The organism is Streptomyces sp. NBC_01408, assembly GCF_026340255.1.
Taxonomy (GTDB): domain Bacteria; phylum Actinomycetota; class Actinomycetes; order Streptomycetales; family Streptomycetaceae; genus Streptomyces.
Genome location: NZ_JAPEPJ010000004.1, coordinates 26,382 through 51,417, shown reverse-complemented (window position 1 = coordinate 51,417; position 25,036 = coordinate 26,382). Strand labels below are relative to the sequence as shown.

At 73.5% G+C, this 25,036-nt stretch carries 22 protein-coding genes; 5 read left to right on the top strand and 17 right to left on the bottom strand.

Going from position 1 to position 25,036, the window contains the following annotated elements:
• Window positions 1-204 precede the first annotated feature (204 nt).
• Window positions 205-1,281, top strand: coding sequence for a transcriptional regulator (locus OG447_RS31695; RefSeq protein ID WP_266941072.1), 1,077 nt, complete (start codon window positions 205-207; stop codon window positions 1,279-1,281).
• A 99-nt stretch (window positions 1,282-1,380) separates the two neighbouring features.
• Here the strand turns inward: OG447_RS31695 and OG447_RS31690 are convergent, their stop codons facing one another.
• The 16 genes from OG447_RS31690 to OG447_RS31615 all read right to left on the bottom strand — a co-directional run bounded on the left by OG447_RS31690 (window position 1,381) and on the right by OG447_RS31615 (window position 19,654).
• Window positions 1,381-2,154 (bottom strand): response regulator transcription factor, encoded by a 774-nt coding sequence (locus OG447_RS31690; RefSeq protein ID WP_266941071.1) that lies wholly within the window; start codon window positions 2,152-2,154, stop codon window positions 1,381-1,383.
• 268 nt (window positions 2,155-2,422) lie between these two features.
• Window positions 2,423-3,481, bottom strand: coding sequence for a C45 family peptidase (locus OG447_RS31685; RefSeq protein ID WP_266941070.1), 1,059 nt, complete (start codon window positions 3,479-3,481; stop codon window positions 2,423-2,425).
• Entirely contained in the window at window positions 3,478-4,095 is a 618-nt protein-coding gene (locus OG447_RS31680; RefSeq protein ID WP_266941069.1) for a GNAT family N-acetyltransferase, read from the bottom strand. The genes OG447_RS31685 and OG447_RS31680 overlap by 4 nt, the downstream gene beginning before the upstream one ends.
• 117 nt (window positions 4,096-4,212) lie before the next feature.
• Window positions 4,213-5,499, bottom strand: coding sequence for an adenylosuccinate lyase (gene purB / locus OG447_RS31675; RefSeq protein ID WP_266941068.1), 1,287 nt, complete (start codon window positions 5,497-5,499; stop codon window positions 4,213-4,215).
• Between the two features lie 47 nt (window positions 5,500-5,546).
• Window positions 5,547-7,073, bottom strand: a complete 1,527-nt coding sequence (locus OG447_RS31670; protein WP_266941067.1) for a glutamine synthetase family protein — start codon at window positions 7,071-7,073, stop codon at window positions 5,547-5,549.
• A gap of 3 nt (window positions 7,074-7,076) precedes the next feature.
• Window positions 7,077-8,501: an amidase gene (locus OG447_RS31665; protein ID WP_266941065.1), complete on the bottom strand. Its 1,425-nt coding sequence runs from the start codon at window positions 8,499-8,501 to the stop codon at window positions 7,077-7,079.
• A gap of 72 nt (window positions 8,502-8,573) precedes the next feature.
• Window positions 8,574-10,616 (bottom strand): hypothetical protein, encoded by a 2,043-nt coding sequence (locus OG447_RS31660; RefSeq protein WP_266941063.1) that lies wholly within the window; start codon window positions 10,614-10,616, stop codon window positions 8,574-8,576.
• Entirely contained in the window at window positions 10,613-10,948 is a 336-nt protein-coding gene (locus tag OG447_RS31655; protein ID WP_266941062.1) for a 4Fe-4S dicluster domain-containing protein, read from the bottom strand. Before OG447_RS31655 ends, OG447_RS31660 begins: the two co-directional genes overlap by 4 nt.
• A 157-nt stretch (window positions 10,949-11,105) precedes the next feature.
• Window positions 11,106-12,641: a nucleotide pyrophosphatase/phosphodiesterase family protein gene (locus OG447_RS31650; RefSeq protein WP_266941061.1), complete on the bottom strand. Its 1,536-nt coding sequence runs from the start codon at window positions 12,639-12,641 to the stop codon at window positions 11,106-11,108.
• A complete protein-coding gene (gene eboE, locus OG447_RS31645; protein WP_266941060.1) occupies window positions 12,638-13,807 on the bottom strand; it encodes a metabolite traffic protein EboE in 1,170 nt (389 codons plus the stop codon). Before eboE ends, OG447_RS31650 begins: the two co-directional genes overlap by 4 nt.
• Before the next feature lie 3 nt (window positions 13,808-13,810).
• A complete protein-coding gene (locus OG447_RS31640) occupies window positions 13,811-14,680 on the bottom strand; it encodes a TatD family hydrolase (protein ID WP_266941059.1) in 870 nt (289 codons plus the stop codon).
• Window positions 14,681-15,331 (bottom strand): EboA domain-containing protein, encoded by a 651-nt coding sequence (locus OG447_RS31635; RefSeq protein ID WP_266941058.1) that lies wholly within the window; start codon window positions 15,329-15,331, stop codon window positions 14,681-14,683.
• On the bottom strand, window positions 15,328-16,173 hold the full coding sequence (locus tag OG447_RS31630; RefSeq protein ID WP_266941056.1) for a sugar phosphate isomerase/epimerase: 846 nt from the start codon (window positions 16,171-16,173) through the stop codon (window positions 15,328-15,330). Before OG447_RS31630 ends, OG447_RS31635 begins: the two co-directional genes overlap by 4 nt.
• Window positions 16,170-17,045: an SCO3242 family prenyltransferase gene (locus tag OG447_RS31625; protein ID WP_266941109.1), complete on the bottom strand. Its 876-nt coding sequence runs from the start codon at window positions 17,043-17,045 to the stop codon at window positions 16,170-16,172. The genes OG447_RS31630 and OG447_RS31625 overlap by 4 nt, the downstream gene beginning before the upstream one ends.
• A 143-nt stretch (window positions 17,046-17,188) precedes the next feature.
• Window positions 17,189-18,331: an inositol-3-phosphate synthase gene (locus OG447_RS31620; protein WP_266941055.1), complete on the bottom strand. Its 1,143-nt coding sequence runs from the start codon at window positions 18,329-18,331 to the stop codon at window positions 17,189-17,191.
• A gap of 219 nt (window positions 18,332-18,550) precedes the next feature.
• Window positions 18,551-19,654 (bottom strand): ScyD/ScyE family protein, encoded by a 1,104-nt coding sequence (locus OG447_RS31615; protein WP_266941053.1) that lies wholly within the window; start codon window positions 19,652-19,654, stop codon window positions 18,551-18,553.
• A 241-nt stretch (window positions 19,655-19,895) separates the two neighbouring features.
• Between OG447_RS31615 and OG447_RS31610 the strand changes: the two genes are divergently transcribed.
• Together OG447_RS31610 and OG447_RS31605 are read left to right on the top strand one after the other, a co-directional pair.
• Window positions 19,896-20,930 carry a methyltransferase gene (locus OG447_RS31610; protein ID WP_266941051.1) on the top strand — a complete coding sequence of 345 codons (1,035 nt, stop codon included), beginning with the start codon at window positions 19,896-19,898 and terminating at the stop codon, window positions 20,928-20,930.
• A 1,261-nt stretch (window positions 20,931-22,191) separates the two neighbouring features.
• Window positions 22,192-22,521: a hypothetical protein gene (locus OG447_RS31605; RefSeq protein WP_266941049.1), complete on the top strand. Its 330-nt coding sequence runs from the start codon at window positions 22,192-22,194 to the stop codon at window positions 22,519-22,521.
• Between the two features lie 87 nt (window positions 22,522-22,608).
• Here the strand turns inward: OG447_RS31605 and OG447_RS31600 are convergent, their stop codons facing one another.
• Window positions 22,609-22,923: a 4a-hydroxytetrahydrobiopterin dehydratase gene (locus tag OG447_RS31600; protein WP_266941047.1), complete on the bottom strand. Its 315-nt coding sequence runs from the start codon at window positions 22,921-22,923 to the stop codon at window positions 22,609-22,611.
• A gap of 215 nt (window positions 22,924-23,138) precedes the next feature.
• Here OG447_RS31600 and OG447_RS31595 point away from each other — a divergent pair, with 215 nt between their 5' ends.
• Together OG447_RS31595 and OG447_RS31590 are read left to right on the top strand one after the other, a co-directional pair.
• Window positions 23,139-23,780 carry an HAD family hydrolase gene (locus OG447_RS31595; protein ID WP_266941045.1) on the top strand — a complete coding sequence of 214 codons (642 nt, stop codon included), beginning with the start codon at window positions 23,139-23,141 and terminating at the stop codon, window positions 23,778-23,780.
• Between the two features lie 38 nt (window positions 23,781-23,818).
• A complete protein-coding gene (locus tag OG447_RS31590) occupies window positions 23,819-24,988 on the top strand; it encodes a helix-turn-helix domain-containing protein (RefSeq protein ID WP_266941043.1) in 1,170 nt (389 codons plus the stop codon).
• Window positions 24,989-25,036 lie beyond the last annotated feature (48 nt).

Below are 25,036 nucleotides of genomic sequence, written 5' to 3'. Positions count from 1 at the left end.
TCCGGCCGTCTACGGGTCCGCAGTGGAGCAGCGGCCACTCGCGTATGACTCGCGGTCGCGGCGCGCCCGCCCCCGACGTGGGCCCGGGGGTATCAGGTGCCCGTCAGCGTGGCGTCAGCCCGCGTTGAAAGGCTCCGTGGAGGGCCGCCTTGGCCCGCCAGCCCCGTTCTGCCCGACCGCCTGCGTCAACGAGGAGTCCCGGTGATGGCCAACCAGGTCGTGCGCGTGCCCTACGACAGCAGCTCGGACTCCCTGCTCGCCCTGCGGGACACGGTCCTGCGCGGGACACCCGTGGAGCGGATACGGGTCGCCGACGTGACGGTCTCCTTCACCCCGCGCACCGCCGGCGTGGACGGCGACTGGGCGCTCACCCTCGCCGAACTGGAGACCGAGCTCCCGCCGATCCTCGTCCACCGCCCGACCATGACCGTCATCGACGGGCTGCACCGGCTGCGGGCCGCCGGACTCAAGGGGCGCGAGCACATCGCGGCCCGGTTCTTCGACGGCTCCCAGGAGGACGCCGCCCTGCTGGCCGTGGCGCTGAACGTGGCCCAGGGACGCCCGCTGTCCCAGGCCGACCGGGTCTGCGCCGCGCAGCGCATCCTCACCGCGCGCCCCCACTGGTCGGACCGGGCCATCGCCGTCGTCGCCGGCCTGTCCGCCAAGAAGGTCTCCGAGATACGGCTGCGCGCGGACGACCTGCCGCAGTGCGAGCGCCGGGTGGGCCTCGACGGGCGGGCCCGGCCGCTGAGCACCGCCCAGGGCCGCGAACTCGCCGGGCAGCTGCTCACCTCCGACCCGAAGGCCTCGCTGCGGACCATCGCCCGCCAGGCCGGGATCTCCCCGGCGACCGTCGCCGACGTACGCGACCGGCTGCAGCGCGGCGAGGACCCGGTGCCGCCCCGCCAGCGGGGCGTCCTGGTGGCCGACCGCGGCCGGCGCGAGCGGGACCGGGAGCAGGACGGCGAGGAGCGGGGCGCGGAGGCCAGGTCGCCCGGCGAACTGTTCGTGATCTTCGACGCGCTGCGGCGGGACCCCTCGCTGCGCCTGAACGAGGTGGGCCGCAACATCCTGCGGATGCTGGACGCCTGCTCGCTGGTGGCCCGCGACCGCCAGCGCATCATCGCCAACCTGCCGCCGCACTGCACCGGGCAGATGGCGGAGCTGATGAGCGGCTACTCGGAGCTGTGGCAGCTGTTCGCCGACGAACTGCGGGTCAGCGAGGAGGGGCGGCCGGCCCCGGAGCGCGGCGCCCGCGTGGTGGCCGGCCGCACCTGGTGACGCCCGCCGGACCCGGCCCGTTCCGGGGCCCGCGACGACGCGCGTGCCGGGGCCCGCGCCGACGTCCCCGGCCGGCCCCGGGGGACCGCCCGGAGGCGTTCACGCGTTGCCGAGCTTGAACCCCACGCCCCGTACCGTCACGATCCACCCGCTGTCGCCCAGCTTGCCGCGCAGGCTGCTGACATGGGTGTCGACCGTACGCCGCGACCAGGAGTCCCCCCACACCTGCTGGAGCAGCTGCTTGCGGGGGACGACCGTGTCCGGGTGCGAGGCCAGCAGGCACAGCAGGTCGAACTCCTTGCGGGTCAGGGCGATCTCGACGCCCTCCACGGTGACCTCGCGGGAGTTCACGTCGATGTGCAGCGGACCGCGGCGGATCTCCTGGACGGCGGCCGGCTGCCACTGCGCGCGCCGCATGACGGCCTCGATACGGGCCATCAGCTCGCGCAGCCCGTACGGCTTGGTCACGTAGTCGTCGGCGCCCGCCTGGAGGCCCAGTACGCAGTCCAGCTCGGACTGGCGGGCCGTGACGATGATGACGGGGACCCGGCTGACGGACCGGATGGCCCGGCAGACCTCCAGGCCGTCCAGGTCGGGCAGTTCGAGGTCGAGCAGGACCAGGTCCATCTCCTCGTACGCCTGGAGGGCGGCGCTGCCGCGGCGCACGCCCACGGACTCGTGGCCGTGCCTGCGCAGCTGGGTCACCAGGGAGTCGGCGACCTCGCCGTCCCCGTCGACCACCAGGATGCGCCGCCCCGGCAACGAGGCGGCGGTGCGCGGCACGGAGCCGGCCACACCGTCCTTGACCAGGCGGATGGGATGCGGGACGGGTGCGTGGGGCTCCAGCAGTGCCGGTGACGGAATCTGAGTCATGCCTCCCCCGAGGGTCCTGCGCGGCCTGCGTGGAATCGGTGCGTCGGCGGGACGCGGACACGCCGGCACGCGGTCAGGTGCGGACCTGCCAGGGCAGGTCCGGACCGCGTCCCGCCGACGAACCTACAGACCCCCGGTCGAGTCCTGATACAGCCCGGGCGCAGAGCCCGCGGACCAGGGGGTGTCCGGTGGGTCAGGGTCGGGAAGCCCGGCCCTGACCCACCGGACACCCCCTAAGCTCCTCGCGGACTCCGGTGCCCGTCCAGGGTCATACGGTGAAGACCCGGGTGGCCGATCGGGAGGGGTCGCCCGGGCGCAGGTGGAGCCGGCCCTGCGCGGGGAAGAGCACCGCGGCCGCGACCGTGTGCTCGACGCGGATGTCGCCGTGGTCGGGTATGCAGACCGGCGGCCGGGACAGGACGGCGAAGTGGTCCTCCGCGCCCGCGTCCGGTGCGAGGCCGGCCAGGCCGCGGGCGGCGGCATCCAGCCGCAGGTCGGAGGAGACGCGGTCGGCGGCGGTCTGCCGGTCGAAGGGGACGAACTCCTCGTGCAGGTAGTGGTTCGTGTGGACCGCCTCCCCGGAGGCGGGCTCGGTCACCCGGATGTCGTTTCCGCAGATCTCCGCGTACACCGCCCGCTCGCGGTCGCACAGCATCAGCGAGCGGGAGCTGGCCAGCGGCAGCCCGGCGAGGATCTTCAGGGCCTGGTCGACGGAGCCGGCCGTGTCCAGCAGGTGGCGGATGGCCAGGTACGGGGACACGCCCGGGCGCCACTGCCCGTCGGTGACCAGGTTCAGGCCGATGGCCAGGCCGTCGCTGTTGAGGCCCAGGTAGCCGAGGAGACCGGCGAAGCTCAGCACCAGGGAGCGGCGCGGCGAGCCGGCGCGGGCGATGCGCAGGACGCTGATGTGGGTGTCCAGGTTCGCGTTCAGGTCCACCGTCTGCGCCAGCACCGGGACGGCCGCGGGGCCGGTGCCGGCGCGGGCCGTGCGGGCGTACGTGGTGCAGTCCCCGGCGGTGGGCACCTTGTTGTAGCCGATGACCTCGCGGCGGAGCTGGAGCAGCCAGGCCTCGTCCTCGCTGATCCCGGCGCCCTCGGCGAGGCCCGCCACCTCCTCGGCGAGGTCCGGCAGGGCCGCCTCGATCACCGTGCGGTACGCGGCGATCGACGGCAGCAGCTCCTGGAGCGTCAGGGGCTCGCGGACGAGGTGGTTCAGCCGGGCCAGGCCGTCGTCGAGGAAGCCGCGCAGCGGGGCGGCCAGGGCCCGGCCGTGGGCGAGGCCGAGCTCGCGGGGGGTGCCCGAAGCCGGGACGAAGGCGATGCTCATCCCGAGACGGCCTGCTTCGCCTTCGGGCCGGCCGCGAGGTTCTCCTTCACCTTGGGCCATTCGGCGCGCAGCACGCTGTAGAAGACGGCGTCGCGGCGGCGGCCGCCCGGCATGTAGTTGAAGCTGCGCAGGGTGCCCTCCTCGGTGGCGCCGATGTTGGCCAGGCCGCGGCGTGCCTGGAGGTTGAGGACGTCCGTCTTGAACTCGACGCGCTCGGCCCCGAGCGCCTCGAAGGCGTGCTGGAGCAGCAGGGACTTGGCCCAGTGGTTGATGCCCTTGCCGCGGAAGTCCTTGCCGAGCCAGGACGCGCCGATCTCCAGGCGGCGGTCGGCCTCGGCCATGCTGAGCAGGCTCATGCTGCCCGCGGTCCGGCCGGTCGCCTTGTCGGTGATCACGTAGACGGCGCGGCGGCCGGCTTCCTGCTCGCGGAGGTTGCCGTCGAAGAAGGACTCGAAGTCGCCGTCGGAGCCGACGACGACGGTGAAGTAGCGCCAGATGTCGGGGTCCATGGCCACGGCGCGGACGCCTTCGCGGTCGGCCTCGCTGACCGGGGTCAGCAGGACGTGGTCGTTCTCGAGGATGGCGGAGGCGTTCTCGGCCCAGTTCGCGGTCATGGTCAGGCTCCGGTCGTGGCGTGGATGGCGTGATGGCGTGATGGCGAGGATGCGTGGTGGATCGGTGGACGCTGGACGGAGGGCGGCCGGGGCTTCGCGCCGCCCGGGGGCAGGTGATCAGTCCGCGAGCTTACGGAGCCCCTCCAGCCGTTCGCGGACGACGTGGTGGTTGACGAGGAACCGCTCCGGCCGCAGGACCCCCAGGTCGATGCCGTTCCTGGCCAGGGAGTCCCCGAAGTGCTCACCGGTGGCGATCGTGTGGTTCGCGGCGGCCTGCACCGAGCGGTACGCCGCCTCGCGCTCCATGCCGTCGCTGAGCAGTTCGGCCAGCACCGAGGAGCTGTAGACGAGGCCGTCGGTCTGGTCGATGTGCGCGCGCATCCGCTCCGGGTGGACCGTGAGCGAGGCCACCAGGTCCGCCGCCACCGTCGCCTGGTAGTGGCCGACGGACAGGCTGTCGGGCAGGATCACCTTCTCGACGGCCTGGTGGGCGATGTCCCGCTCGTGCCACAGCGGCACGTTCTCCAGGGCCGTGTTCGCGTAACCGCGCAGCAGCCGCGCCAGGCCGTTCAGCCGCTCGCTGACCGTCGGGTTGCGCTTGTGCGGCATGGCGCTGGAACCCTGGTAGGCGCTGGAGCGCCCCTCCTCGACCTCCCGGACCTCGGTGCGCTGGAGCAGCCGCAGCTCCAGGGCGATCTGCTCCACGCAGGCGCCGAGGGCGGCCACGGCCTGGAGCAGCTGCGCGTGCCGGTCGCGGGCGACGACCTGGCTGGGGGCCGGTTCGACACCCAGGCCCAGCGCCTCGCACACGTATTGCTCGACGTACGGGTCGATCAGCGCGTACGTGCCGACCGAGCCGGAGACGGTGCCCACGGCGACGGCCTCGCGGGCCGCGGCGAGCCGGGTGAGCGAGCGGTCGACGGCGAAGGCGAAGGTGGCGAGCTTGTGGCCGAAGGTGGTGGGCTCCGCGTGCACCCCGTGGGTGCGGCCCACCATCACCGTGTCCCAGTGCTCGAAGGCCTTGTCGACCAGGACGCGCCGCAGCCGCTTCCCGGCGTCCGCGAGCAGGTCGGTGGCGCGGGCCAGGGTGTGGCCCAGCGCCGTGTCGACCAGGTCGTAGCTGGTCATGCCGAGGTGCACCCAGCGCGCCGAGGAAGCCGGCATGCCCTCGCAGTACGCCGCGAGGAAGGACAGCACCTCGTGCTCGCGCTCCTTCTCCAGCTCCTCGACCCGGGCGGGCGTCGGCACCGGGGCCCGGCGCATGTCCTCGACCGCCTCGGCCGGTACGCGTCCGAGCCGCACCTGCGCCTCGGACGCGAGGATCTCGACACGGACGTAGGTCGCGTAGCGGGACTCGTCCGAGAAGAGGTCCGCCATCTGCGGCAGCATGAAGCGAGGAATCACGAAGGGTCCTTCGTCCGGTGGGGTGGTGAGGGTCGGTCGGGCCGGGCTCAGAACGCCGCGAAGTACTCGCGCTGCTCCCACTGCGTGACCCGCCCCGGAACGGGCGCGGCCTGCAGGGCCCACGCCTCGTACCGGCGCAGCTCGCTCTCCTTCAGCTTGGCCAGGCAGGCGGCGAGCGGTTCGCCGAGCAGCCGGGCGGCCCGGCCGGAGCGGAAGGCCTCCAGGGCCTCGCGCAGGGACTGGGGCACGAACTCGCCGGAGGGGTTCGGGGGTTCCTCGGAGCCCGGCCCCCCGGTGCCCGTGGCGCCCGCGGTGAGTCCGTCGAGTCCGTCGAGTCCGGCGAACAGCTGGGCCGCGATGTTGAGGTACGGGTTGGCGCAGGGCTCGCCGATGCGGTTCTCGATGTGCGCGCCCGCGCCGCTGCCGACCACGCGGAGCATCGCCGTACGGTCCTCCAGGCTCAGCCCGACGCGGGTGGGGGACAGGGCGTGCGCGGAGCTGAGGCGCTGGTAGCCGTTGACGGTGGGCACCGACAGCAGGAACAGGTCGCGCAGCCAGGACAGCAGGCCGTCGGCGTAGGCCTTGCTGTTGGGCGACATGCCGGCGGACAGTCCCTCGGCGCTGAACACGTTGCGGCCCGTGGCGGTGTCCACCAGGGACTGGTTCAGGTGCCAGCCGCTCGGGTCGGCCCCCTCGATCCGCGGCTGGGACATGAAGGAGGCGTGGTGGCCGCGGCGGGCGCAGTACCCCTTGGTGAAGGTGCGGAACAGCAGCATCGCGTCGGCGGTGTCCAGGGCGGACATCGGGTCGAAGGTGGTCTCGACCTGGCCGGGCCCCATCTCGTGCTCCATCGACCGCAGCGGCAGCCCGAGCCGCAGCAGTTCCAGCGCCAGCGGGTCGGTGAGCGGGGCCACGGAGTCGTAGGCGGCGTCCAGGTTGAACTGGTAGCCCGCGTTCATCGCCGCGACCCGCGGGGCCTCGCCCTGGAGCCCGAAGCCGTTGCCCGCGTTGCCGGGGTCCTCGTCGAGGCGGCGGGTGAGGTACCACTCGACCTCCAGTCCGAGGACGGGCGACAGGCCGCGGCCGGCGTAGCGGGCGAGGGTGCGGTGCAGCACGCCCCGCGAGGACAGCGGGTGCGGGGTGCCGTCGCGCAGGTACTCGTCGCCGATCACCCAGGCGGTGCGCGGCCCCTCGCCGGGCAGCGACTGGAAGGTCAGCGGGTCGGGCACCAGGACGAAGTTGCCCAGGCCCGAGATCTCGTCGACGCCGATGCCGTGCTCGCCGCGGTAGTCGACGGCGGTGGCGCACCCGGTGTCCTTGAGGAAGGGGCCGGGGCTGAAGTTCATGCCGTTGCGCAGCACGCCGCGAAAGGCCCGGGCGGTCAGCGTCTTGGAACGGGCGAGGCCGTGCGGGTCGGCGAAGACCAGGCGCACGAAGTCCACCCCGTCCAGGCCCGCCTCGATCCGCTCGGCGGCGGCGAGCTGCGCGCCGTCCCACAGCGCGTGGTCGGCGACGAACGAGGGACACCCGACACTGCCCTCCGCGGAGGGGGTCGACCATGACCGGGCAAACATGGCTCAGAGCGTCCTTTCGGCAAGTGCCGCGGGTACGGCTGCGGATACGGCGACGGGCTCGGGCGCCGCGGCGGGCGGCTGCGGCAGCGGCGCCAGGTCCGCCTCCAGGCGGCCCGCCACGGTGAGCACCAGGTCGTCCGCGCCGACCGGGCCCACGAGCTGCACCCCCGCCGGGAGCCCGGAGGCGGTCAGCCCGGCCGGGAGGGACACGGCGGGCTGGCCCGTCATGTTGAAGGGGTACGAGGCGGGCGCCCAGGACAGCCACAGCAGGTCGCGCGGGTCGGCCGCCCAGGCGGGTCCGATGGCCCCCGCCGCGAAGGGTTCGACGGGCACGGTGGCCATGGCGAGCAGGTCGTAGCGGTCCATGACCGAGCGCAGCGTGCGGCGCAGCTCCTGGCGCACCCCCTCGGCCCGCATCACGGCGGCCCCGCTCAGGGTGCGCCCGTACCGTACGACCTCCAGCCGGCCCGGGTCGCACCACTGTTCGTCCTCGGCGGAGGTGCCGGCGGCCTCGGACGCGGCGAGCAGGTCGACCAGGGCGGGGTACAGGTCGTTGCAGCGGACCTCGATGTCCTCGACGCGGTGCCCCTGCGCGGCGAGCACGGAGCGGGCCTGGGCGGTGGCCCGGCGGATCCCGTCCGTGGTCCCCTCGTACTCGATCCAGCCGATCCGCAGCCGGCGGTTGTCGCGCGGCGTGTCGAGCGAGCCGAGGCCGGAGTCGGGGTCGCCCGGGTGCGGGCCGGAGACGATCTGCCCGAGCAGGGTGACGTCGGCGACGCTGCGGGCGATGGGGCCCTGGTGGGCGAGGCGTTCGGCGCCGTTGGCGGAGTAGGGCACGCGGCCGTACGAGGGCTTGTAGCCGACCACGCCGCAGAAGGCGGCCGGGATCCGGATCGAGCCGCTGCCGTCGGTGCCCAGCGAGCCCTCGCACAGCCCCGCCGCGACCGCCGCGGCGGCTCCGCCGCTGGAGCCGCCCGCGGTCAGCCGCGGATCGTAGGGGTTGCGGGTGGGCGGGGCGACCCGGCTGACGGTGGAGGCGCTCCAGCCGTACTCGGAGGTCGTGGTCTTGCCGACGACCACGGCCCCGGCCGCGCGCAGCCGGGCCACGGCCGGCGCGTCCGCCCGCGGGCGGTCGTTGGGCAGCAGCGAACCGCGCGTGGTGGGCAGGTCCCGGGTTTGCAGCAGGTCCTTGACGGAGACGGTCACGCCCAGCAGCGGCATGTCCCACCAGGCCTCCCGGCCGCGTTCGCGGATACGGGCGTCGGCCCGCTCCGCGTCCCGCAGGGCCTCGTCGCCCGCGGCCGTGACGAACGCGCCCAGGGTGTCCCGCTCGCGGATGGCGGTCAGGACGGCCTGGACGTGTTCGACGGCGGAGATCTCTCCCCGGCTGAGGAGTTCCTTGGTGTGGCTGATGCCGCGGGCGGTCATCGGCTCTCCTTCAAGAGCACCCCCGGCGGGGCGAGGGGCGGGCGGGTGCGACGCTGCTGTGACCGACACTCCCTAGGACGCGCGGCGGGCCTGCCCCCGGGCGGCTTCGGCCCTCAGGGGCACGGGCGCCACCGGCTCGGCCGCCACCGGCTCGGCCGCCACCGGCTCGGGAGCCGCGGGACGGGCTGCCGCCGGCTCGGGCGCCGCCGCCCCCTCTCCCGTGATGGCCGACCAGTGCCAGGCGGCGTCGAAGGACGTGACCTCGACGTGCTCACCGGCGGCGGCCATCGCCGCGACCAGGCTCGTGGCCCGGGCGATGAAGGCCGACACGCGGTGGGCGGCGAGCATGTCCTGCTCGTTGAAGGGCGTGCCGTCGCAGCGCAGCAGCCGCAGGTCCATGAACCCGTTGAAGCGGCGCCCGTCCACGGTGACGGACTGCGGGGAACGGATGGAGAACCGCACCTTGTTGTTGACGTGCCCGTGGTGGTGCTGGTCGGAGTAGAAGGCGATGTCCGGGATGGTCGGCGGCACGAAGTGGTCGCGGGCGAGCACCTCGGGCACGCGCGGCACGTTGCCCGGGACGAAGTGCCAGGAGTTGTACTGCATCCGCGAGGACATGGCCCACGCGGTGTCGGCGAGCGCGGCCGCCGAGTCCGCGAAGTGGCGGCGCGCCTCGGGCAGCGGCACCACGCAGCAGAAGAAGTTGGTGATGTCCCAGTCGCAGATCTCCGCCCAGCTCTCCTCGCGCAGCGCCCTGATCAGCGCGGGCAGCGAACGCATGCCCCGGCTCATCGCGAAGTCGGCGCGGAAGGCCTCGGAGGTCGCGGCCACCGTCTCGTACACGAGGGACTCCAGGCCGGTGCCGTAGCCGCCGTGCGGGACGGCGAGCCACTCGGGGGCGGCGGCGAGGTGCAGGCCGAGCTCCTCCAGGGTGGCGCCGGTCAGCGGAAGGCGCTCGCGCAGCCGGTCGGTGACCGCCTCCTCGCGGGCGCGGACGCCCTCGGCGGGAGTTCCGGCCACGCGCTCGATCTTGTGCATGAGGGCGCCGTGGATCTCGCGGTAGAGCAGCCTGTTGGTGGCCCGCTCCTGGCGGCGGGCGCGCAGGGCGTCGGCGAGGTCGCCGAGGTCCTTGACGCGGTGCGAGGCCGCGGGGGCGACCGGTTCGGCGCCCGCGACGCCGTTGTAGCCCCGGCGGACCCGCTCCAGCATGTACGCGACGTGGTCGACGGTCAGCTGGGTGTTGTTCGCCTCCTCGATCCGGCCGAAGCCGGCCGAGCGGATGAGCAGGGTGAGGCAGACGACCATCTGGACGTCGTTGTCCGACCACAGGTCCAGGGGCAGGCCCTGGAGGCTGCTGAGCGCGCAGTCCGGGTGGCCCGGCCACAGGGTCTTGCCGGTGAGGGTGTTCTGGTCGCGGAAGTTCGTGTACTGCTTCTGCTCCTGGTAGAGCACGAAGGGCGCGTTGCGCAGGGCCGCTTCCTTCGCCTGCTCGAGCAGTTCGTCACGGGCCTCGGCGCCCTGGTCCGCGAGCCACTGCCGGCAGTCGGCGACCGACTCGGCGAGCAGGTCGGCGGCGAGCCGGGTCTCCTCGGCGTACGCGGCCAGCTGGCGCGCGGTCCACGGCACGCGCAGCACGCCGCCGACCAGGTTCTGCTTGTCGAGGGGAGCCTGGGAGGGGACGCGCAGCAGGATGCGGCCGCTGGTGGCGAGGGCGATCTCGCCGAGGAACGCGGGCTGCGCACCGGTGTCCGCGGACGCGTCGGCCGCGGCCGCGGCTTCCGCGACGAGGTCGACACCGCCCTCGGCACGCCAGGTCAGCCCGGACAGCACCTTGAGCGCCGCCTCGTCCGCGGTGCTCAGCGCCCGCAGCTGCACGTCGGCGGGGACGTAGCCGTCGAGGGTGAGCAGCACCTCGACCGAGGAGCGCGGGTCACCGGCTTCGGTGGCGCGCTGCCAGGCCCGCTTGAGCAGGCTGGGGAAGCCGGCGTCGGGCTCGCCCTCGCGGTCCGGCTTGAGGGTGGTTCCGGCGGGAGTGCCGAGCCGGCTGGGCCGGCGGCTGATCCGCTTCCTGGCGTTGACGGCGCGGCGGGACTCGCGCTCGGCGGGCCCGGTCATGACGTACCTCCGGCGGTGAGCTCGATGTGGTTCCACATCGAGTCGTCGGTGGGGGTCCAGTCCTCGTCGACGTAGATGCAGTCGACGGGGCACTCCAGGACGCAGGCCGGGCAGCCCGAGCACAGCTCGGGGATGATCACGACGTCGAGGCCGCGGTCGAAGATGGCACCGAACTCCGCCGGGCAGCCGCGCAGGCAGCTGTCGCAGGTGATGCACTCGGATTTCTCGATGCGGCGCGGCGCCTTCTTCCAGTTGTCACCGCGGCTGCGCGAGGCAATCCGCTCGGCCCGCCCGGACAGCGCAGCCGACGAAGCGTTGTTTTCCACGGGCATGGACCCCTTTGAGTCTTCTCGGCCACAGCTGGTACGGGATGCGTCCGATCCTCCCCGCACGCTCTCGACTGGCCCCAGAGCTTGGATCGGGACCGGGTGGAGCCGGGACCCGCAGGCGGCCGGCCCCCGGTCCCGGCCGCCCCGCAAGGGCCCGCTCTCAGGCCCCGGTCAGCCCGGCCAGCTCCAGCAGCAGAGCCTTCACCTCGGTGGCCGCGACCTGGCCCGACACGGCCGCCGGCACCGAACACAGCACCAGCGGGCCGTCGTCGGGGTGCCCGGGCAGCCGGCCGTGGCTGCCGCGGACGGGGGAGGGGTCCAGGGGGACGACCGCCATCCGGTAGCGCATGCCGAGCTTCTTGCGGGCCACCGCGCCCGCGGCCCTGACCCGGACGTACGGGTCCTCGGGGTCCAGGAACAGCTCGGCGGGGTCGTAACCGGGCTTGCGGTGGATGTCCACCAGCCGGGCGAAGTCGGGGGCGCGGGCGTCGTCGAGCCAGTAGTAGTACGTGAACCAGGCGTCCGGCTCGGCGACGGCGACCAGTTCGCCGGAGCGCGGGTGGTCCAGCCCCTCGGCCTTCTTGCCGTCCTCGTCCAGGAGCAGCGCCAGGCCCGGGAGTCCGGCCAGCGCCTCGCGGGCGGCGCCGAGGTCCTCGGGGTGGCGCACGTAGACGTGGGCGACCTGGTGGTCGGCGACGGCGAAGGCGCGCGAGGCGCCCGGGTCGAGGTACTCCATGCCGTCCTGGGTGTGGACCTCCAGCAGCCCCGCGCGGCGCAGGGCGCGGTTGATGTCCACCGGGCGGCTGACCCGGGTGATGCCGTACTCGGAGAGCGCCACGACCGTACGGCCCTGGGCGCGGGCGTCCGCCAGCAGCGGCGCGAGCGCGGCGTCCAGCGCGGCGGCCGCACGGTGGGAGCGGGGGTCGTCGGGGCCGAACCGCTGGAGGTCGTAGTCCAGGTGCGGAAGGTAGGCCAGGGTCAGGTCGGGGCTGCGGGTGGCCATGACGTGCCGGGTCGCGTCGATGATCCACTGGGAGGAGGGCAGGCCGGCGCCCGGCCCCCAGTAGGTGAACAGCGGGAAGGTGCCCAGGCGCTCGGTGAGTTCGTCGTGCAGGGCCGGCGGCCGGGTGTAGCAGTCGGGCTCCTTGCGGCCGTCGGCGTAGTAGACGGGACGGGGCGTGACCGTCCAGTCGGCGCCCGAGCCCATCGCGTACCACCAGCAGATGTTGGCGACCGTGTAGCCGGGCCGGACCCGGCGCGCCGCGTCCCAGACGCGGTCCCCCTCGATCAGCTCGTGGCTCTGGCGCCACAGCAGGACCTCGCCGAGGTCCCGGAAGTACCAGCCGTTGCCGACGATGCCGTGCTCGGACGGGGTGGCGCCGGTCAGGAAGGTGGCCTGCACCGAGCAGGTCACCGCGGGCAGTACGGTCTCCAGCGCGGCGCGCGAGCCGCCCCGGGCCAGAGCCGTCAGGTGCGGCATGTGCTCCAGCAGGCGCGGGGTGAGACCGACGACGTCCAGCACGAGCAGCGGGGTCGCGCCCGGACTCGCGGCCGGGCTCGTCGCCGCGGCCGTGCTCGGGATCGCGGCGGTGCTCGGGGTCGCGGCGGTGCTCGGGGTCGCGGCGGTGCTCGGGGTCGCGGCCGTGCTCGGGGTCGCGCTCTGGCCGGTGGGCGGGGGCGGGGCGGCGGGCGTCATGGCAGTTCCTTCAGGCCGTGGTGCGTCAGCAGGTCGCGGACGAGGGAGAGTTCGGCGGCGATGCCGTCGGCGAGCTGGTCCGCGTCGCGGGGCCGCAGCGCGGGCGGCAGCGCCTGCCAGGTGTACGTCTCCACCTCCAGGTGCCGGGTCAGCGGCCGCTCGCCGCCGACCAGCTCGGCCACCGCCTCCTCCAGCACGGGCCGGGTGGAGGTCAACGGCGCCTGCGGCGCCGCGTGCAGGGGCACGTGGAAGTGGGAGCGCCACGGCCCGGTGTCCGTCGCGAGGCCACCCGACAGGGCGGGGCCCAGGTCGTCGCAGCCGTGCAGCTCCCCGTTGCTCCGCGTACGGGTCTGGTGCAGGAACCGCGGCTCGTCGAAGGCGGCCAGCGCCGCCCGCACCTCGGGCCGCCCCGGCTGCTCGGCGTGCAGGGCCGCGGACAGCTGGGACTTCACGATCGGCACGTCCGCCGCGGCCAGGGCGGCGAAGGCCGCCCGCGGCTCCTCGAAGGAGGTCGCCAGGTGGCAGGTGTCCACACAGATCCCGATGCGCTCGTGCCCGAGGGCGCTCAGCGGGCCGATCGCGTCGGCGGTGGTCTCCACCGCGCAGCCCGGCTCCGGCTCCAGGCCGACGCGGACCGAGCGGCCGCTCTCCTCCGCGAGGGCGTCGAGCCGCTCGCCGAGGACCTCCAGGGCCGCGTGCGCGCGGGCGGCCCGCTCCTCCCCGTACCCGGTGCGCCAGGCCAGCGGCAGCGTGGAGACCGTGCCCTCGGCCACGTCGTCGGGCAGCAGCCGGGTCAGCACCCGGGCCAGCGCCAGGGTGTACTCCAGGCGCTGCGCGTCGGCCCAGTCGGGACGGTAGACGCGGTACTTGACCACCTCGGCGCCGAAGCCCTCGTAGGGGAAGCCGTTGAGGGTGACGACCTCCAGCCCGCGGCGCTCCAGCTCGGCGCGCAGCCCCAGCAGCGAGCGCGGGTCGCGGTCCAGGGTGCGGGCGGCCTCCTCGGCCAGCCACAGCCCGATGCCGAGCCGGCCCACGCCCAGCCTGCGGCGCACCGGCTCGGCATGGTCGCGCAGCTGGGCGAGGACCCCGTCGAGGGTCTCGGCCGGGTGCACGTTGGTGCAGTACGCGAGGTGGACGGTGGAGCCGTCCTCGTGCCGGAAGCGCACCGCTCACACCCCGGCGGGGACGGTCTTGGGGGCGCCGCGCAGGATCGAGTTGCCCTCGTGGGTGGCGCCGGTGGCGGCGGCCTCCAGGCGCAGCCGCCCGCTGAGCGAGTAGAAGGCGACCGGGTTGCGCCACAGCACCAGGTCCACGTCGTCCTCGTCGAAGCCCGCGGCCAGCATGGCCTCGCCGACCTTGCGGGTCTTCAGCGGATCGCTCTTGCCCCAGTCGGCGGCGGAGTTGACCAGCACCTGGTCCGGCCCGTACTCCTTGAGCACCGCGACCATCCGCTCCTCGTCCATCTTGGTGTCGGGGTAGACGGAGAAACCCAGCCAGGCGCCGCTGTCCTTGGCCTCCTTCACCGTGGACTCGTTCAGGTGGTCCAGCAGGGCCCGCCCGGTGCCGAGCGCGGACCCGCGTACGACGTCGATCGTGCGGCGCAGCCCCTCCAGCTTGTCGCGGTGGGGGGTGTGCACCAGGGCGGGCAGGCCGTGGTCGGCGGCCAGCTGGAGCTGCACCTCCATCGCGTGGTCCTCGGCCGGCGTCATCGAGTCGTAGCCGATCTCGCCCACGGCCACGACCTGGTCCTTGACGAGGTAGCGGGGCAGCTCCGCGAGCACCGGGGTGCAGCGCGGGTCGTTGGCCTCCTTGGGGTTGAGCGCGATCGTGCAGTGGTGGACTATCCCGTGCTGGGCGGCGCGGAAGGGCTCCCAGCCGAGCAGCGCGTCGAAGTAGTCGATGAACGACGCGGGGGAGGTCCGGGGCTGGCCCAGCCAGAATGCGGGCTCCACGACCGCGCGGACGCCTGCCGCGTACATGGCCTCGTAGTCGTCGGTGGTGCGCGAGGTCATGTGGATGTGCGGGTCGAAGATACGCATTTACTGCTCCTCGGTCAGGGTGAGCGCACGGCGCAGGTCCTCGGGGACCGCGCGGCCGGCGGCGGTGCGTTCGGCGGCGAAGGCGGTGAGCATCCGGGCCAGTTCGCCGTCCCCGCGGGCGCGCCGCTCCAGGCCCGCGACCGCGGCCAGCGGGACGCCGGTGAACAGGCACTTGAGCACCGCATGCCGCCAGGCGTGCGGCGCCAGGTGGCGGGCCGCGTACGGGCCGAGGGCGGCCGCCACCAGCAGGGTGTCGTTGGCGCGCAGGGCGTCCTCGACCAGCGGCACGCCGTCGCCGGGAGCGGGGTCCAGGTACGGCAGGGCCAGCAGCACGGCACGCCGCTCGGCGGCGCTGCCCTGCCGGTAGAGCCGGGTCACGGTGGCCGCGCCGGGGCGGGCGGCGGCGAGCAGCAGCACGCGGGCCGCGTCGGGCGCGGCGCAGTTGCGGCCGGCCTCGGCGAAGCGCAGCTCCCAGCCGGTGGCCCCGGCGGCCGCGTCGGCGAGGGCCGCGTCCAGCCAGGCGCGGGCGGCGTCGTCGAGCGGGCCGTACGCCTCGGCGCGCACCCGCTCGTACGGGGCTCCGTCCTCGTACGCGGTCTCGTACGGGGTCGCGTTCGGGCTCTCGCGGGGCTCGGTGTGCTGGGCGGTCATCTCGTGCCTCCGTTACGCAGGAACCGCAGGGACCGCGCGGCCTGCGCGGGCCCGGCGTGGGAGTGGCGGGGGAGCTCGACGACGGTCAGCCCCTGGTAGCCGGTCGCGGCCAGGGCCTCCAGCACGGGCGGGAAGTCGATCTCCCCGTCCCCGAAGGGCAGGTGCTCGTGGACCCCCCGGCGCATGTCCTCGATCTGCACGTGCCGCAGCCACGGCCCGGCCGCCCGGACGCAGTCGGCCGGGCTGTCGTCCTCCAGGCACTGGCAGTGGCCGATGTCGAGGGTCAGGCCGAGCGGGCCCGGGTCACCGAGATCGGCCCGCAGCCGGTGGAAGTCGGCGAGCGTGGCCAGCAGATGGCCGGGCTCGGGTTCGATCGCGAGCGGCATCCCGTACTCCTCGGCCGCGTCCAGGACGGGACCGAGGGACTCGCCCAGCCGCTTCCAGCCGGTGTCCTCGTCGACGCCTTCGGGCAGCACCCCGCTGAAGCAGTGCACGGCGTGCGCGCCCAGCTCGGCGGCGATCCGGACCGCCCGCACCAGCAGACCGGTCCGGGCCCCGCGGGCGTCCTCGTCCGCGTCGAGCAGGGTGGGGCCGTGCTTGCGGCGCGGGTCGAGCACGTAGCGGGCGCCGGTCTCCACCGTCACGCCGAGCCCGAGCGAGGCCAGCCGCCGCGCGGTACGGGCCGTCAGCGCGGCCAGGTCGGGGGCGAAGGGGTCCAGGTGCATGTGGTCGAGCGTCAGCCCGACCCCGTCGTACCCGAGGTCGGCGAGCAGCGCGAGGGCGTCGTCGAGCCGCAGGTCGGTCAGGCCGTTGGTGCCGTATCCCAGGCGCAGGGCGCTCATGTGGTGCTCACCTTCCGCGCCAGGCGGGCGGCGACGGGCGCGAGCGCGGCGGTCAGCAGCGCGGTCCCCGGCGCCCCGGCGCGCGCCATCAGCCCGCCCTGCAACGCGATCATGGCCCGGATGCCCCCGCCGACCGCCCGCTGGGTGAGCGGCGGCGACGGATGCAGCACGGCGTGTACGAGGGGCCGCGCGAACGTCGTCGCGTACCCGGCGGCCAGTGCGACGCGTACGGCGGCCCCGTAGGGCCCCCGGTCCGGCCCCCGGTCCGCCGCGGGCGGGCGGGCCACCGAGGCGGCCAGCAGCCCCGTCGCGGCGAGCGCGGCCAGCGGGGCGGCCGTGGAACCGCCCTCGGCCTCGCGGCGGGAGACCAGGGTGACGGCGTAGGTGTGGCCGCCCAGGACGGCCGCCGGGGCCAGGGCCGGGCGGACCGAGCCCGCGGCGGCGGCCGCGCCCAGCAGCAGGTCCAGGGAGCGGGCGCAGGCCATGGCCGCCGGGCCCGCCGGGGTGTGCTTGAGCCGCACGTCGTACGCCCAGACCGTGGCCGCCAGCGGGACGGCGACGGCCAGCGCCGGGCGCCCGGCCCGCGCCGCCAGGGCGAGACCGGCCGCCGTCAGCACGCCCGCGGCCGCGAGGGCGGCGCCGGGCCGGATCCGGCCCGAGGGCAGCGGCCGGTGCGGGCGGGCCACCGCGTCCTCCTCGCGGTCCGCCCAGTCGTTGAGGGCCATGCCCGCCTCGTACAGGCACAGCGAGGCGCCGACCGCGAGGACGCTGCGGCGCCCGGGCCGCACTCCGGCGGCCGCGGCTCCGGCGAGCGCGTCGCCGGGCACGGTGAACACCGCGGGGACCCTGAGCAGTTCCGCCCAGGCCCGCAGCCGGCCGGCCGCCGGCGGCGCGGGGGCGGGCGCAGCGGTGACGGCGGGCGCGCCGGCGGTGGAGTCGTCGGTGGTGGAGGCGGCGGCGTCGGTGGGGCACGCGGTCGCGGCGGTGGTGCACGCCGCGGTGGCGGGCGCGGCGGTCACCGGGACCCGTCCAGGCGGGCGGCGAAGTCCAGCAGCGCGGCGTACTGCTCGGGCAGGGCCGAGGATCCGCCGTCGGGGTCCTTGAAGTAGAAGCCGAGTCCGTCCAGCGGCCCGGTCAGCCCCGCCTCGTGGGCGCGGGCCGCCAGCCGGGCCAGGTCCAGGACCAGCGGCGCGGCGAGCGCCGAGTCGCAGCCCTGCCAGATCGTCTGGAGCACCATCCGCGTCCCGAGGAACCCGTCGAAGGCCACGTGGTCCCAGGCCGTCTTCCAGTCCCCGAGCGCCGGCACGTCGTCGATGTGCACCTCGCCCTCGGGCACCGAGCCCAGGTTGTCGGCCAGCACCCGCTCCTTGCCCGCGTTCTTCGCGGCCGCGGCCGCCGGGTCGGCCAGGGACGCCCCGTCGCCGCCGCCCAGCAGGTTCGTGCCCGACCAGGCCCGTACCGTCAGCGCCCGCTGGTGGAACATCGGCGCGAGCACCGCCCGCAGCAGCGTCTGCCCGGTCTTGCCGTCGCGGCCCGCGTACGGCAGGCCCGACGCCCGGGCCGCCTCCGCGAGCCGCGGGTGGTGCAGCCCGGCCGACGGGGTGAAGTTGACGTACGCGCAGCCGGCCCGCAGCGCCGCCGCCGCGTACAGGGAACTGGCCGGCAGCTCGTCGCCCGCCGGGACCGGCTCGGTCGAGGCCACGTTCACCACGACCACGCGCGCGACCCCGGTGGACCGGGCGAACTCCCCGATGTCCGCGGCGAAGGCGGCGATCAGCTCCTCACCGGTGCGGTCGTCGCCCGGCAGCGGTCCGCCCGTACGGATCCGCTCGTCGGCCGCGGCGAGCTCGCCCTGCACGGCGGCGGGCAGCCAGTGCGGCAGCACGCCCTGCGCGGCCAGTTCCTCCGCGCGCTTGGGCAGCGGCGCGGCGGCCGTGTCGTGGCCGCCGAAGACCAGCGAACCCAGCGCGGGCAGGGAGCCGCCGGCGAAGGCCGCAGCCTCGGTGACCAGACCGGTCGGCGGAACGAGCCCCGCGGCCAGCGCCGCGCAGCCCGCGACCGCCGTCGTGGCGACCGACCCGCGGGCCCCGACGAACCACACACCGGTCCGGTCTCCGGCGGCGGGGGTCTCGGCGTGAAGGGACACGGCAGCCTCCATGGGCGTCGTATTTCGCAAGTGGATGCCCGGCCAGGATGCCGATCCGGGCGGCTTCGGGACGCCCCGCTCCGGCGGCCGTCGAGCGCCGCCCGAGCCGTTCCCCACCGGAGTACCGCCCACCACCGCGTACCGCGCCGCCGCACGCCGACGGCCCCGCCGGCTGGGGGACCGGCGGGGCCGTCGAAGAGCGTGCGCGTGCGCGCAGCGCGGGCGCTCAGGTCAGTACTTGACCTTCACCAGCTGGCCGCCGGTGCCGACCGTGTTGTTGGTGACGTACACGTCGCCCCAGACGTCGACCGCGAGACCGGTCGGCTGCTTGAGCTGGTCACCGGTCGGGATCTCCTTGACCGCCTTGGTGAACTGGTTGATCTCCATCAGCGCACCGGCCGAGGGCGGGCCCGCCAGGGTGGTCTTGCTGTAGGTGAGGGCGAGGAGGTCGCCCTTCCAGTCGAAGTCCAGGTCCACCACGTTGGTCAGGCCGGTGACGAACACCTGCGGCTGGCCGCCCGGCTCGATCTTCCAGATGCGGGAGGCGCCCGGGTTGCCGCCGCTCATGTCGGCGACGTAGAGGGTGCCGTCCCAGTCCTTGATGATGGCGGTGGGCACGCTCTCGGCGGCGGTGGTGTTCGACAGCTGGTTCTTCGGCAGGATGTGCGCCGTGGTGGTGGTGCCGTCGCTCGCGGCGCGGACCACGGTGTTGGCGGCCGCGTCGGTGATCAGGTAGCTGGAGCCGTTGCGGACGAAGCCCCACGGGTTGGCGTTGAGGTCGCCGGCGTCCGGGTTCAGCCGGGTCTCGTGGTCGACGAGGTCGCCGAGGACCTTGCCGTCACGGGTGCGGAAGAGCTTGCCCAGCTGGTTCGCGTTGGCGCCGAGCGCGTCACGGTCCGCGGTGGTGCGGTTGCCGCCGAAGCTGCTCAGGACGAGGTAGCCGCCCTGCGGGTCGGGCACGACGCGGGCCGGGCCCGCGGCGATGACCGGGGCGCCGGCGGCGGCCGGGCCCGCGGCGACGGACGACAGTCCGGTCACGACACGGCTCTTGGAGGTGCCCTTGACCTTGTAGATCGAGCCCGTGGCCCCCGCGCACTGCACGCCCGCGGCGCAGCCCACCAGGCCCTCGCCGGACTCCGCCACCAGCAGGGTGCCGTCGTTGAGCGCGGTGATGTCGCGGGGGTTCTTCAGGCCGGTGGCCAGGACCTCCAGCGTCGCGGTGCCCGCGACCGCGGCATCGGCCTGCGCCGGCCCGGAGACCAGCGGAGCGACGACGATGCCGGCCGCACCCGCCGCCAGGAGTGCCCTCTTCCAGGACTTGCGTGAACTCGACATGTTTCTCCCTTGTCGGCGCCCCCCGTTTTCCCCGGGAGCAGATTGAAACCTGCGCCACGATAGGGGAAAACCGGCCGCTGTCCGACTGCCGGATTTCGGCGGTTGAACACCTGAATTCCCGGCACCAGCCATATTCGAGTACGGCTCCAGGGCACCTGGAGCAATTTCCCTATCGTGGGTGGGAGACGGGTCCCTTCCGGCGGTTGGGACAGAATTCAGGCTGCTGCCTTGGAGGAACCGAATGCCCGCATTGCCGCCCCCTCCCGCCCAGTTCGCGCCGTTCGCGCTGCTGGAGCTGGCCATGGGCTCCATGGTCACGCAGGCGATTCACGTCGCCGCCGAGCTGCGGATCGCCGAGGTCCTGTACGAGGGACCGCTGGCACCCGCGCAGATCGCGGAGCGGGTCGACGCGGACGCGGAGGCCATCCACCGGCTGCTGCGGCTGCTCGCCAGCCACCACATCTTCGAGGGACGCGAGGACGGCACCTACGCGCTGACCCCGATGGCCGACGCGCTGCGCGCGGACCACCCGCTGACGATGCGCGACATCGCCGTGCTGATGGGCCACCCGATCCACTGGGAGGACTGGAGCCACCTGCTGGACTCCGTGCGCACCGGCGAGCCGAGCCTGCCGAAGCTGCGCGGCATGGGCGCCTTCGAATACCTGGAGGCGAACCCGGAGTACGGCCAGGTGTTCATCAAGGGCATGGGCAACATGTCCGACACCGAGACCCAGCCGGTCGTCGGCTCCTACGACTTCTCGGAATTCGGCACGGTCGTGGACTTCTGCGGCGGCCAGGGTGGACTTCTCTCGGGAATCCTGCAGAGCGCGCCGAACACCCGCGGAATCCTCTCCGACCCCCGCGTCGGCGGGAACGGCGCGGCCGAATTCCTCGCCGAGCAGGGCGTCGCGGACCGCAGCAGCACCCACGCGGGCGGGCTGTTCGACCCGGTCGTCGAGGGCGGCGACGCGTACGTCCTCAAGCACATCGTGCACGACTGGCCCGAGCACCAGGTGCTGGAGATCCTGCGCAACGTCCGCGCGGCCATCAAGCCCGGCGGCAAGCTGCTGCTGGTCGAGATGGTGATCCCGGAGGACGAGCTCAACGCCCCGCACTCGGGCAAGCTCGTCGACATGTGGCTGATGCTGCTCGTCGGCGGCAAGGAGCGCACCGCCACCCAGTACGCGGACCTGGTCGCCCGCGCCGGCTTCAAGCTGGAGCGCGTCGTCCCGACGGGCTCCCCGGTCTCGATCGTGGAAGCCATCCCGGTCTAACCCTCAGCCCGGCACCACCCCGAAGGCCCCGGCCCCACCCGGGGCCTTCGTCATGCCCGCCCTCCGGCTGCGCCCCGGCCCCGGCCCGCCCGGCATTTTCGCGATCGCCCTCTACGTGCGCCTCCCCGCGGGCTGACGCCTGGCCGGCTCCAGACCTCGGCCCTGACGTGCGTGCCCAGCCCCGGCCGGACCTGAAAGACCTCAGCCATAGAAGGTGTGCCCAGACGAGACCCGCAAGCCGGACACCGGCAATTCGGAATTCGCTCAGCCCCCACCGGCGCCGGCCACTGTATCCATCGAAGCCCCGCACGGACCCGGTCGCCGCCGACGGTGGACGAGCCCCCGCTGGTGAGGGCGGACGCCCCCCGGGGCGTTCGGACTCGACAGCCCGGGCGCCTCCGACAGTGACGGCTCGGATCCCGACGAGTGCAGCCGTCCCTGTTGCCGGCTGCTGTTCGGCAGGCCCGGGGTGGCCAGGGCCTGTTCTGCGGCGTCCTGTGTATATACCTAAGAGGGACGCGCGACTTGAACACCTCTGACCTGCGGAAACGTCGATTCAGAAGTGTCGCTGATTTCATCTTAAGTTGAAATCAGCGACACAATATTGTGGCTCTGAGGAACAGTGATGTGTCTCTGATTTCACCATCAGGCAGGACTTGAATAATCGGATAAAAGTATCTACTTAAGTCATATGTGAAGTGTTGCTGTTGGGAACAGTTTCATGAAATACTCTCCCCGTGATTGTTCTCCGGGGGAAAGATGAGCCTTGCTGAGATGCCGGCAAAGCCTGCACGCGTGCGTCGGTTCGCCGACCTTGAGACCGGCCTGATCCAGGAACTCGAAGACCTGGACGCCGATACAAGAACGCCCGCTTACAACTTCCCTGGGGGCTTCTCCGCCGTAAGCAACCGGACGGGCATGGCGGTCCTGAACAAGGAGTCCGGACTGACTCCCTCGGACCGGGACATCCTTGCGCTGCACGTGCACGGCCCTGAGAAGCGCGGCGATGTACTGCGCTGGTCACGGCAGAGGATGGCCAACTACCTCGGCATCACGACGCGGACCGTGGCCTCGGCGATGAAGAAGCTCGCCAAGGGCAGGTGGATCCTCGAAGCCGAGAGGCACGGGCGGACCGTCTACTACCGGGCCACTCCGCACCACGCCTCGCGAAGCGGCGGGAAGCAGCAGCACGAGGATGCCGAGGCCTATCGTGAGCCCGTCACCCCCGGTATCCCCGAGCAGAGCAGAAAGGACGCACGGCATGAGCGCGTACAGGCTTGTCGAGGACGGGGTCGATCCCGCGGTCCTTGCGAAGACCCTGTCCCTGACCCACCCAGAGATGCGGATCGTGCTGTTCTACCTGACTGCCGTGAAGGACCCGGACTTCGCGTACGGCGTTGTCATGACCGGCCAGGAGATCGCAGAGGCGATGGGCATGAACCGGACGACGTTCTGCAAGCAACTGCCCGCCCTCACGGCGGCCGGCTGGCTGAAAGTGGCGCAGCGCCACGGGAACATCACGTACTACGGCCTCGGCCCGGCAGCCCAGCCGAGCCGCAGCAACGTCGTACCCCTGCGACGCACAGCATGACGAAGCCGACGGCACGATCCCTTTCCTGACGGGCAAGGGATCGGCGCATGGGCAGGGCGGGACCCTCTTCCGGCCGTGTGTCCAGGGTCAGTCCAACGGAATCGCCTGATGTGCGGCCACGATCTCGTCGATCCGGTGAGCGAGATCGAAATCGGCTCGGGTCAGGCGGTTGCCCGCGTCGTGGGTGGTGATCGAAGCGCGCAGGTGATCGATGCGGAGATCAAGGTCTGCATGGTGCTGGATACGCCGGGACCGGTCGGCGATCGTCACGATCGCGGCCACCGCCGCGTGGTAGCGGATGGGGTAGGTGCGGGTGATCGCATCCCCGTCCTGTTCCCACCCCGGCAGGCCGGCCAGCTGCTCGGCGATCTGCTCGTGTGTCATCGGCTGCGGCACGCCCATGTCATACCCCCTTGGTCACGGGTGCCAGGATCTCTGCCGGTTCCCGGCCCACCGTTGCGTCCTGCCACGGGCTCATCGCCCGCCATCCGACGAGCGTAGGCGGCGCCGACGCGCAGGAGCCGCGGCGGGTCTCCCTTCGTGCCGAGCGGACGAGCGCAGAGGGCTGCCACAAAGTCCCCTCCCGCTCGTCGGATTCCGGCCCGTAGGCTGGCCCGGTGATCCGTACCGTCGTGTTGGACGTAGGCGAGACCCTGACCCGCGATGACCGGTACTGGGGGGCGTGGGCCGACTGGCTGAGCGTGCCCAGACACACTCTGTCCGCCCTCGTCGGTGCCGTGGTGGTCGATGGCCGGGACAATGCCGATGCGCTCCGCATGCTGAGGCCGGGCCTTGACGTGGCAGCCGAGTACGCGGCGCGAGAGGCCGCCGGTCATGGCGAGCAGCTCGACGACAGCGACCTGTACGAGGACGTCCGCCCGGCGCTTGCAGCACTCCGCGAGGCCGGGGCCCGGGTCGTTGTCGCCGGGAACCAGACCAGGCGTGCGGGCGAGCTGCTACGCGCCCTGAACCTGTCGGCGGATCTGATCGCGACGTCCGGGGACTGGGGGGTGGCGAAGCCCGACGCAGGGTTCTTCGCTCGCGTGCTGGAGGTGTCCGGAGCTCCTGCGGACGAGACCCTGTACGTAGGCGACCATCCGGCCAACGATGTTGTTCCGGCCCGGGAGGCAGGGTTGCGGACCGCGCACCTGCGGCGCGGACCGTGGGGGTTCTGGTGGGCTGACGATCCCACGGTCCGGGCGGCCGCCGACTGGTCGATCGACTCATTGAACGACCTCGTCGATATCGTCAAGCAGTAGGCGCAGCACGGTTGTTCCGCGGGCGGTACGGTGCGCGCATGGCCGATCACATCGGGCAGCGGATCGCCGCACGGCGCCGGGCCCGGCGCATGACTCAGCAGGATCTCGCCCGCGAGTCGCATGTCTCCCTGCCCATGGTGAAGAGCATTGAGCGGGGAGTCCGCACACCGTCGCCGGTCGTACTGGAGGCGCTGGCCTCCGCGCTCGGCGTGGACGCGTCCCGGCTCGATCCGGCGTACACCGGTACCCACCGTCGGGTGCACGCCGCACTGCCGGCGATCTCGGCGGCCATCGCCGGGTACGACATCGCCCTCGACCCGCCCGCGCGCTCGCTGGCGGAACTCACGCGGGCAGTGCAGGAGGCGACCGGCTGGCGGCTCGCGGCCCAGTACGGACGCATCGCCGCTGCGGCGCCCGCGCTGCTTGCCGACGCGCTCGCCCACCTGCCCGCTGCCACTGGCGCGGGCCGCGCTGAGGCTGCCCGTCTTGTCGTCGCTGCGGCCCGGGCGGTAGACGCCGTGGCGTACAAGTACGGCGCTTACGACCTGTCGGCCCGGCTGATCGACGTCATGCGGTGGGCCGCCGCTCAGACCGGGGACCCGGATGTGGTCGCCACGGCTGCCTACGTCCACGCGGAGACGTTTCTCGCGGCGCGGGCTTATCGCGCCGGTCAGGCTGTTCTGGAGCGGGCACTCGACGCCGTTCCGCGGGTGGGCGCCGAACGTGGCGCGGCTGTCCGGGGCGCCCTGCACATGCGGACCGCCGTGGTAGCGGCCCGCGCCGGCAACGCAGCCGCAGCCTACGGGCACCTCGACGATGCCGAGCAGCTCGCGGACGGCCTGGCCGAAGGCGTCTACCTGGGCACCGCGTTCGGCCCGTCCAGCGTCCGGATTCATCAGGTGGCCGTCGCGGTCAGCCTCGGCCGGGACCACATCGGCGTCGCCCTGGACGTGGCTCGGGAGTGGAAACCCGGGGACGAGATTCCCGCCGAGCGCCGGTCTGGGTTCTACGTCGAGCTGGGGCGTGCCCAGCTGTGGGCGGGTTGCCCCGATGCCGCGTTCGAGTCCCTGAAGGTGGCTCGGCGTCTCGCCCCGCAGCATGTCCGGGGGCATCCATGGGCGCGCGAGGACATCGAGACGATTCGCCGCATCAAGCGGGCCGACGCCGAGAGCCTGACCGCGTTCGCCGATTGGATCGGCGCCGTCTGACTTCTGCCGAGAGGGGATACGAGCTGTATCCCTTGTAGCGCTCGCCGT

Coding starts and splice junctions, on each gene's coding strand:
- OG447_RS31695 (WP_266941072.1), top strand. CDS start 205: ATGGCCAACCAGGTCGTGCGCGTGCCCTACGACAGCAGCTCGGACTCC.
- OG447_RS31690 (WP_266941071.1), bottom strand. CDS start 2,154: ATGACTCAGATTCCGTCACCGGCACTGCTGGAGCCCCACGCACCCGTC.
- OG447_RS31685 (WP_266941070.1), bottom strand. CDS start 3,481: ATGAGCATCGCCTTCGTCCCGGCTTCGGGCACCCCCCGCGAGCTCGGC.
- OG447_RS31680 (WP_266941069.1), bottom strand. CDS start 4,095: ATGACCGCGAACTGGGCCGAGAACGCCTCCGCCATCCTCGAGAACGAC.
- OG447_RS31670 (WP_266941067.1), bottom strand. CDS start 7,073: ATGTTTGCCCGGTCATGGTCGACCCCCTCCGCGGAGGGCAGTGTCGGG.
- OG447_RS31665 (WP_266941065.1), bottom strand. CDS start 8,501: ATGACCGCCCGCGGCATCAGCCACACCAAGGAACTCCTCAGCCGGGGA.
- OG447_RS31660 (WP_266941063.1), bottom strand. CDS start 10,616: ATGACCGGGCCCGCCGAGCGCGAGTCCCGCCGCGCCGTCAACGCCAGG.
- OG447_RS31655 (WP_266941062.1), bottom strand. CDS start 10,948: ATGCCCGTGGAAAACAACGCTTCGTCGGCTGCGCTGTCCGGGCGGGCC.
- OG447_RS31650 (WP_266941061.1), bottom strand. CDS start 12,641: ATGACGCCCGCCGCCCCGCCCCCGCCCACCGGCCAGAGCGCGACCCCG.
- OG447_RS31640 (WP_266941059.1), bottom strand. CDS start 14,680: ATGCGTATCTTCGACCCGCACATCCACATGACCTCGCGCACCACCGAC.
- OG447_RS31635 (WP_266941058.1), bottom strand. CDS start 15,331: ATGACCGCCCAGCACACCGAGCCCCGCGAGAGCCCGAACGCGACCCCG.
- OG447_RS31630 (WP_266941056.1), bottom strand. CDS start 16,173: ATGAGCGCCCTGCGCCTGGGATACGGCACCAACGGCCTGACCGACCTG.
- OG447_RS31620 (WP_266941055.1), bottom strand. CDS start 18,331: ATGGAGGCTGCCGTGTCCCTTCACGCCGAGACCCCCGCCGCCGGAGAC.
- OG447_RS31615 (WP_266941053.1), bottom strand. CDS start 19,654: ATGTCGAGTTCACGCAAGTCCTGGAAGAGGGCACTCCTGGCGGCGGGT.
- OG447_RS31610 (WP_266941051.1), top strand. CDS start 19,896: ATGCCCGCATTGCCGCCCCCTCCCGCCCAGTTCGCGCCGTTCGCGCTG.
- OG447_RS31605 (WP_266941049.1), top strand. CDS start 22,192: ATGAGCGCGTACAGGCTTGTCGAGGACGGGGTCGATCCCGCGGTCCTT.
- OG447_RS31600 (WP_266941047.1), bottom strand. CDS start 22,923: ATGGGCGTGCCGCAGCCGATGACACACGAGCAGATCGCCGAGCAGCTG.
- OG447_RS31590 (WP_266941043.1), top strand. CDS start 23,819: ATGGCCGATCACATCGGGCAGCGGATCGCCGCACGGCGCCGGGCCCGG.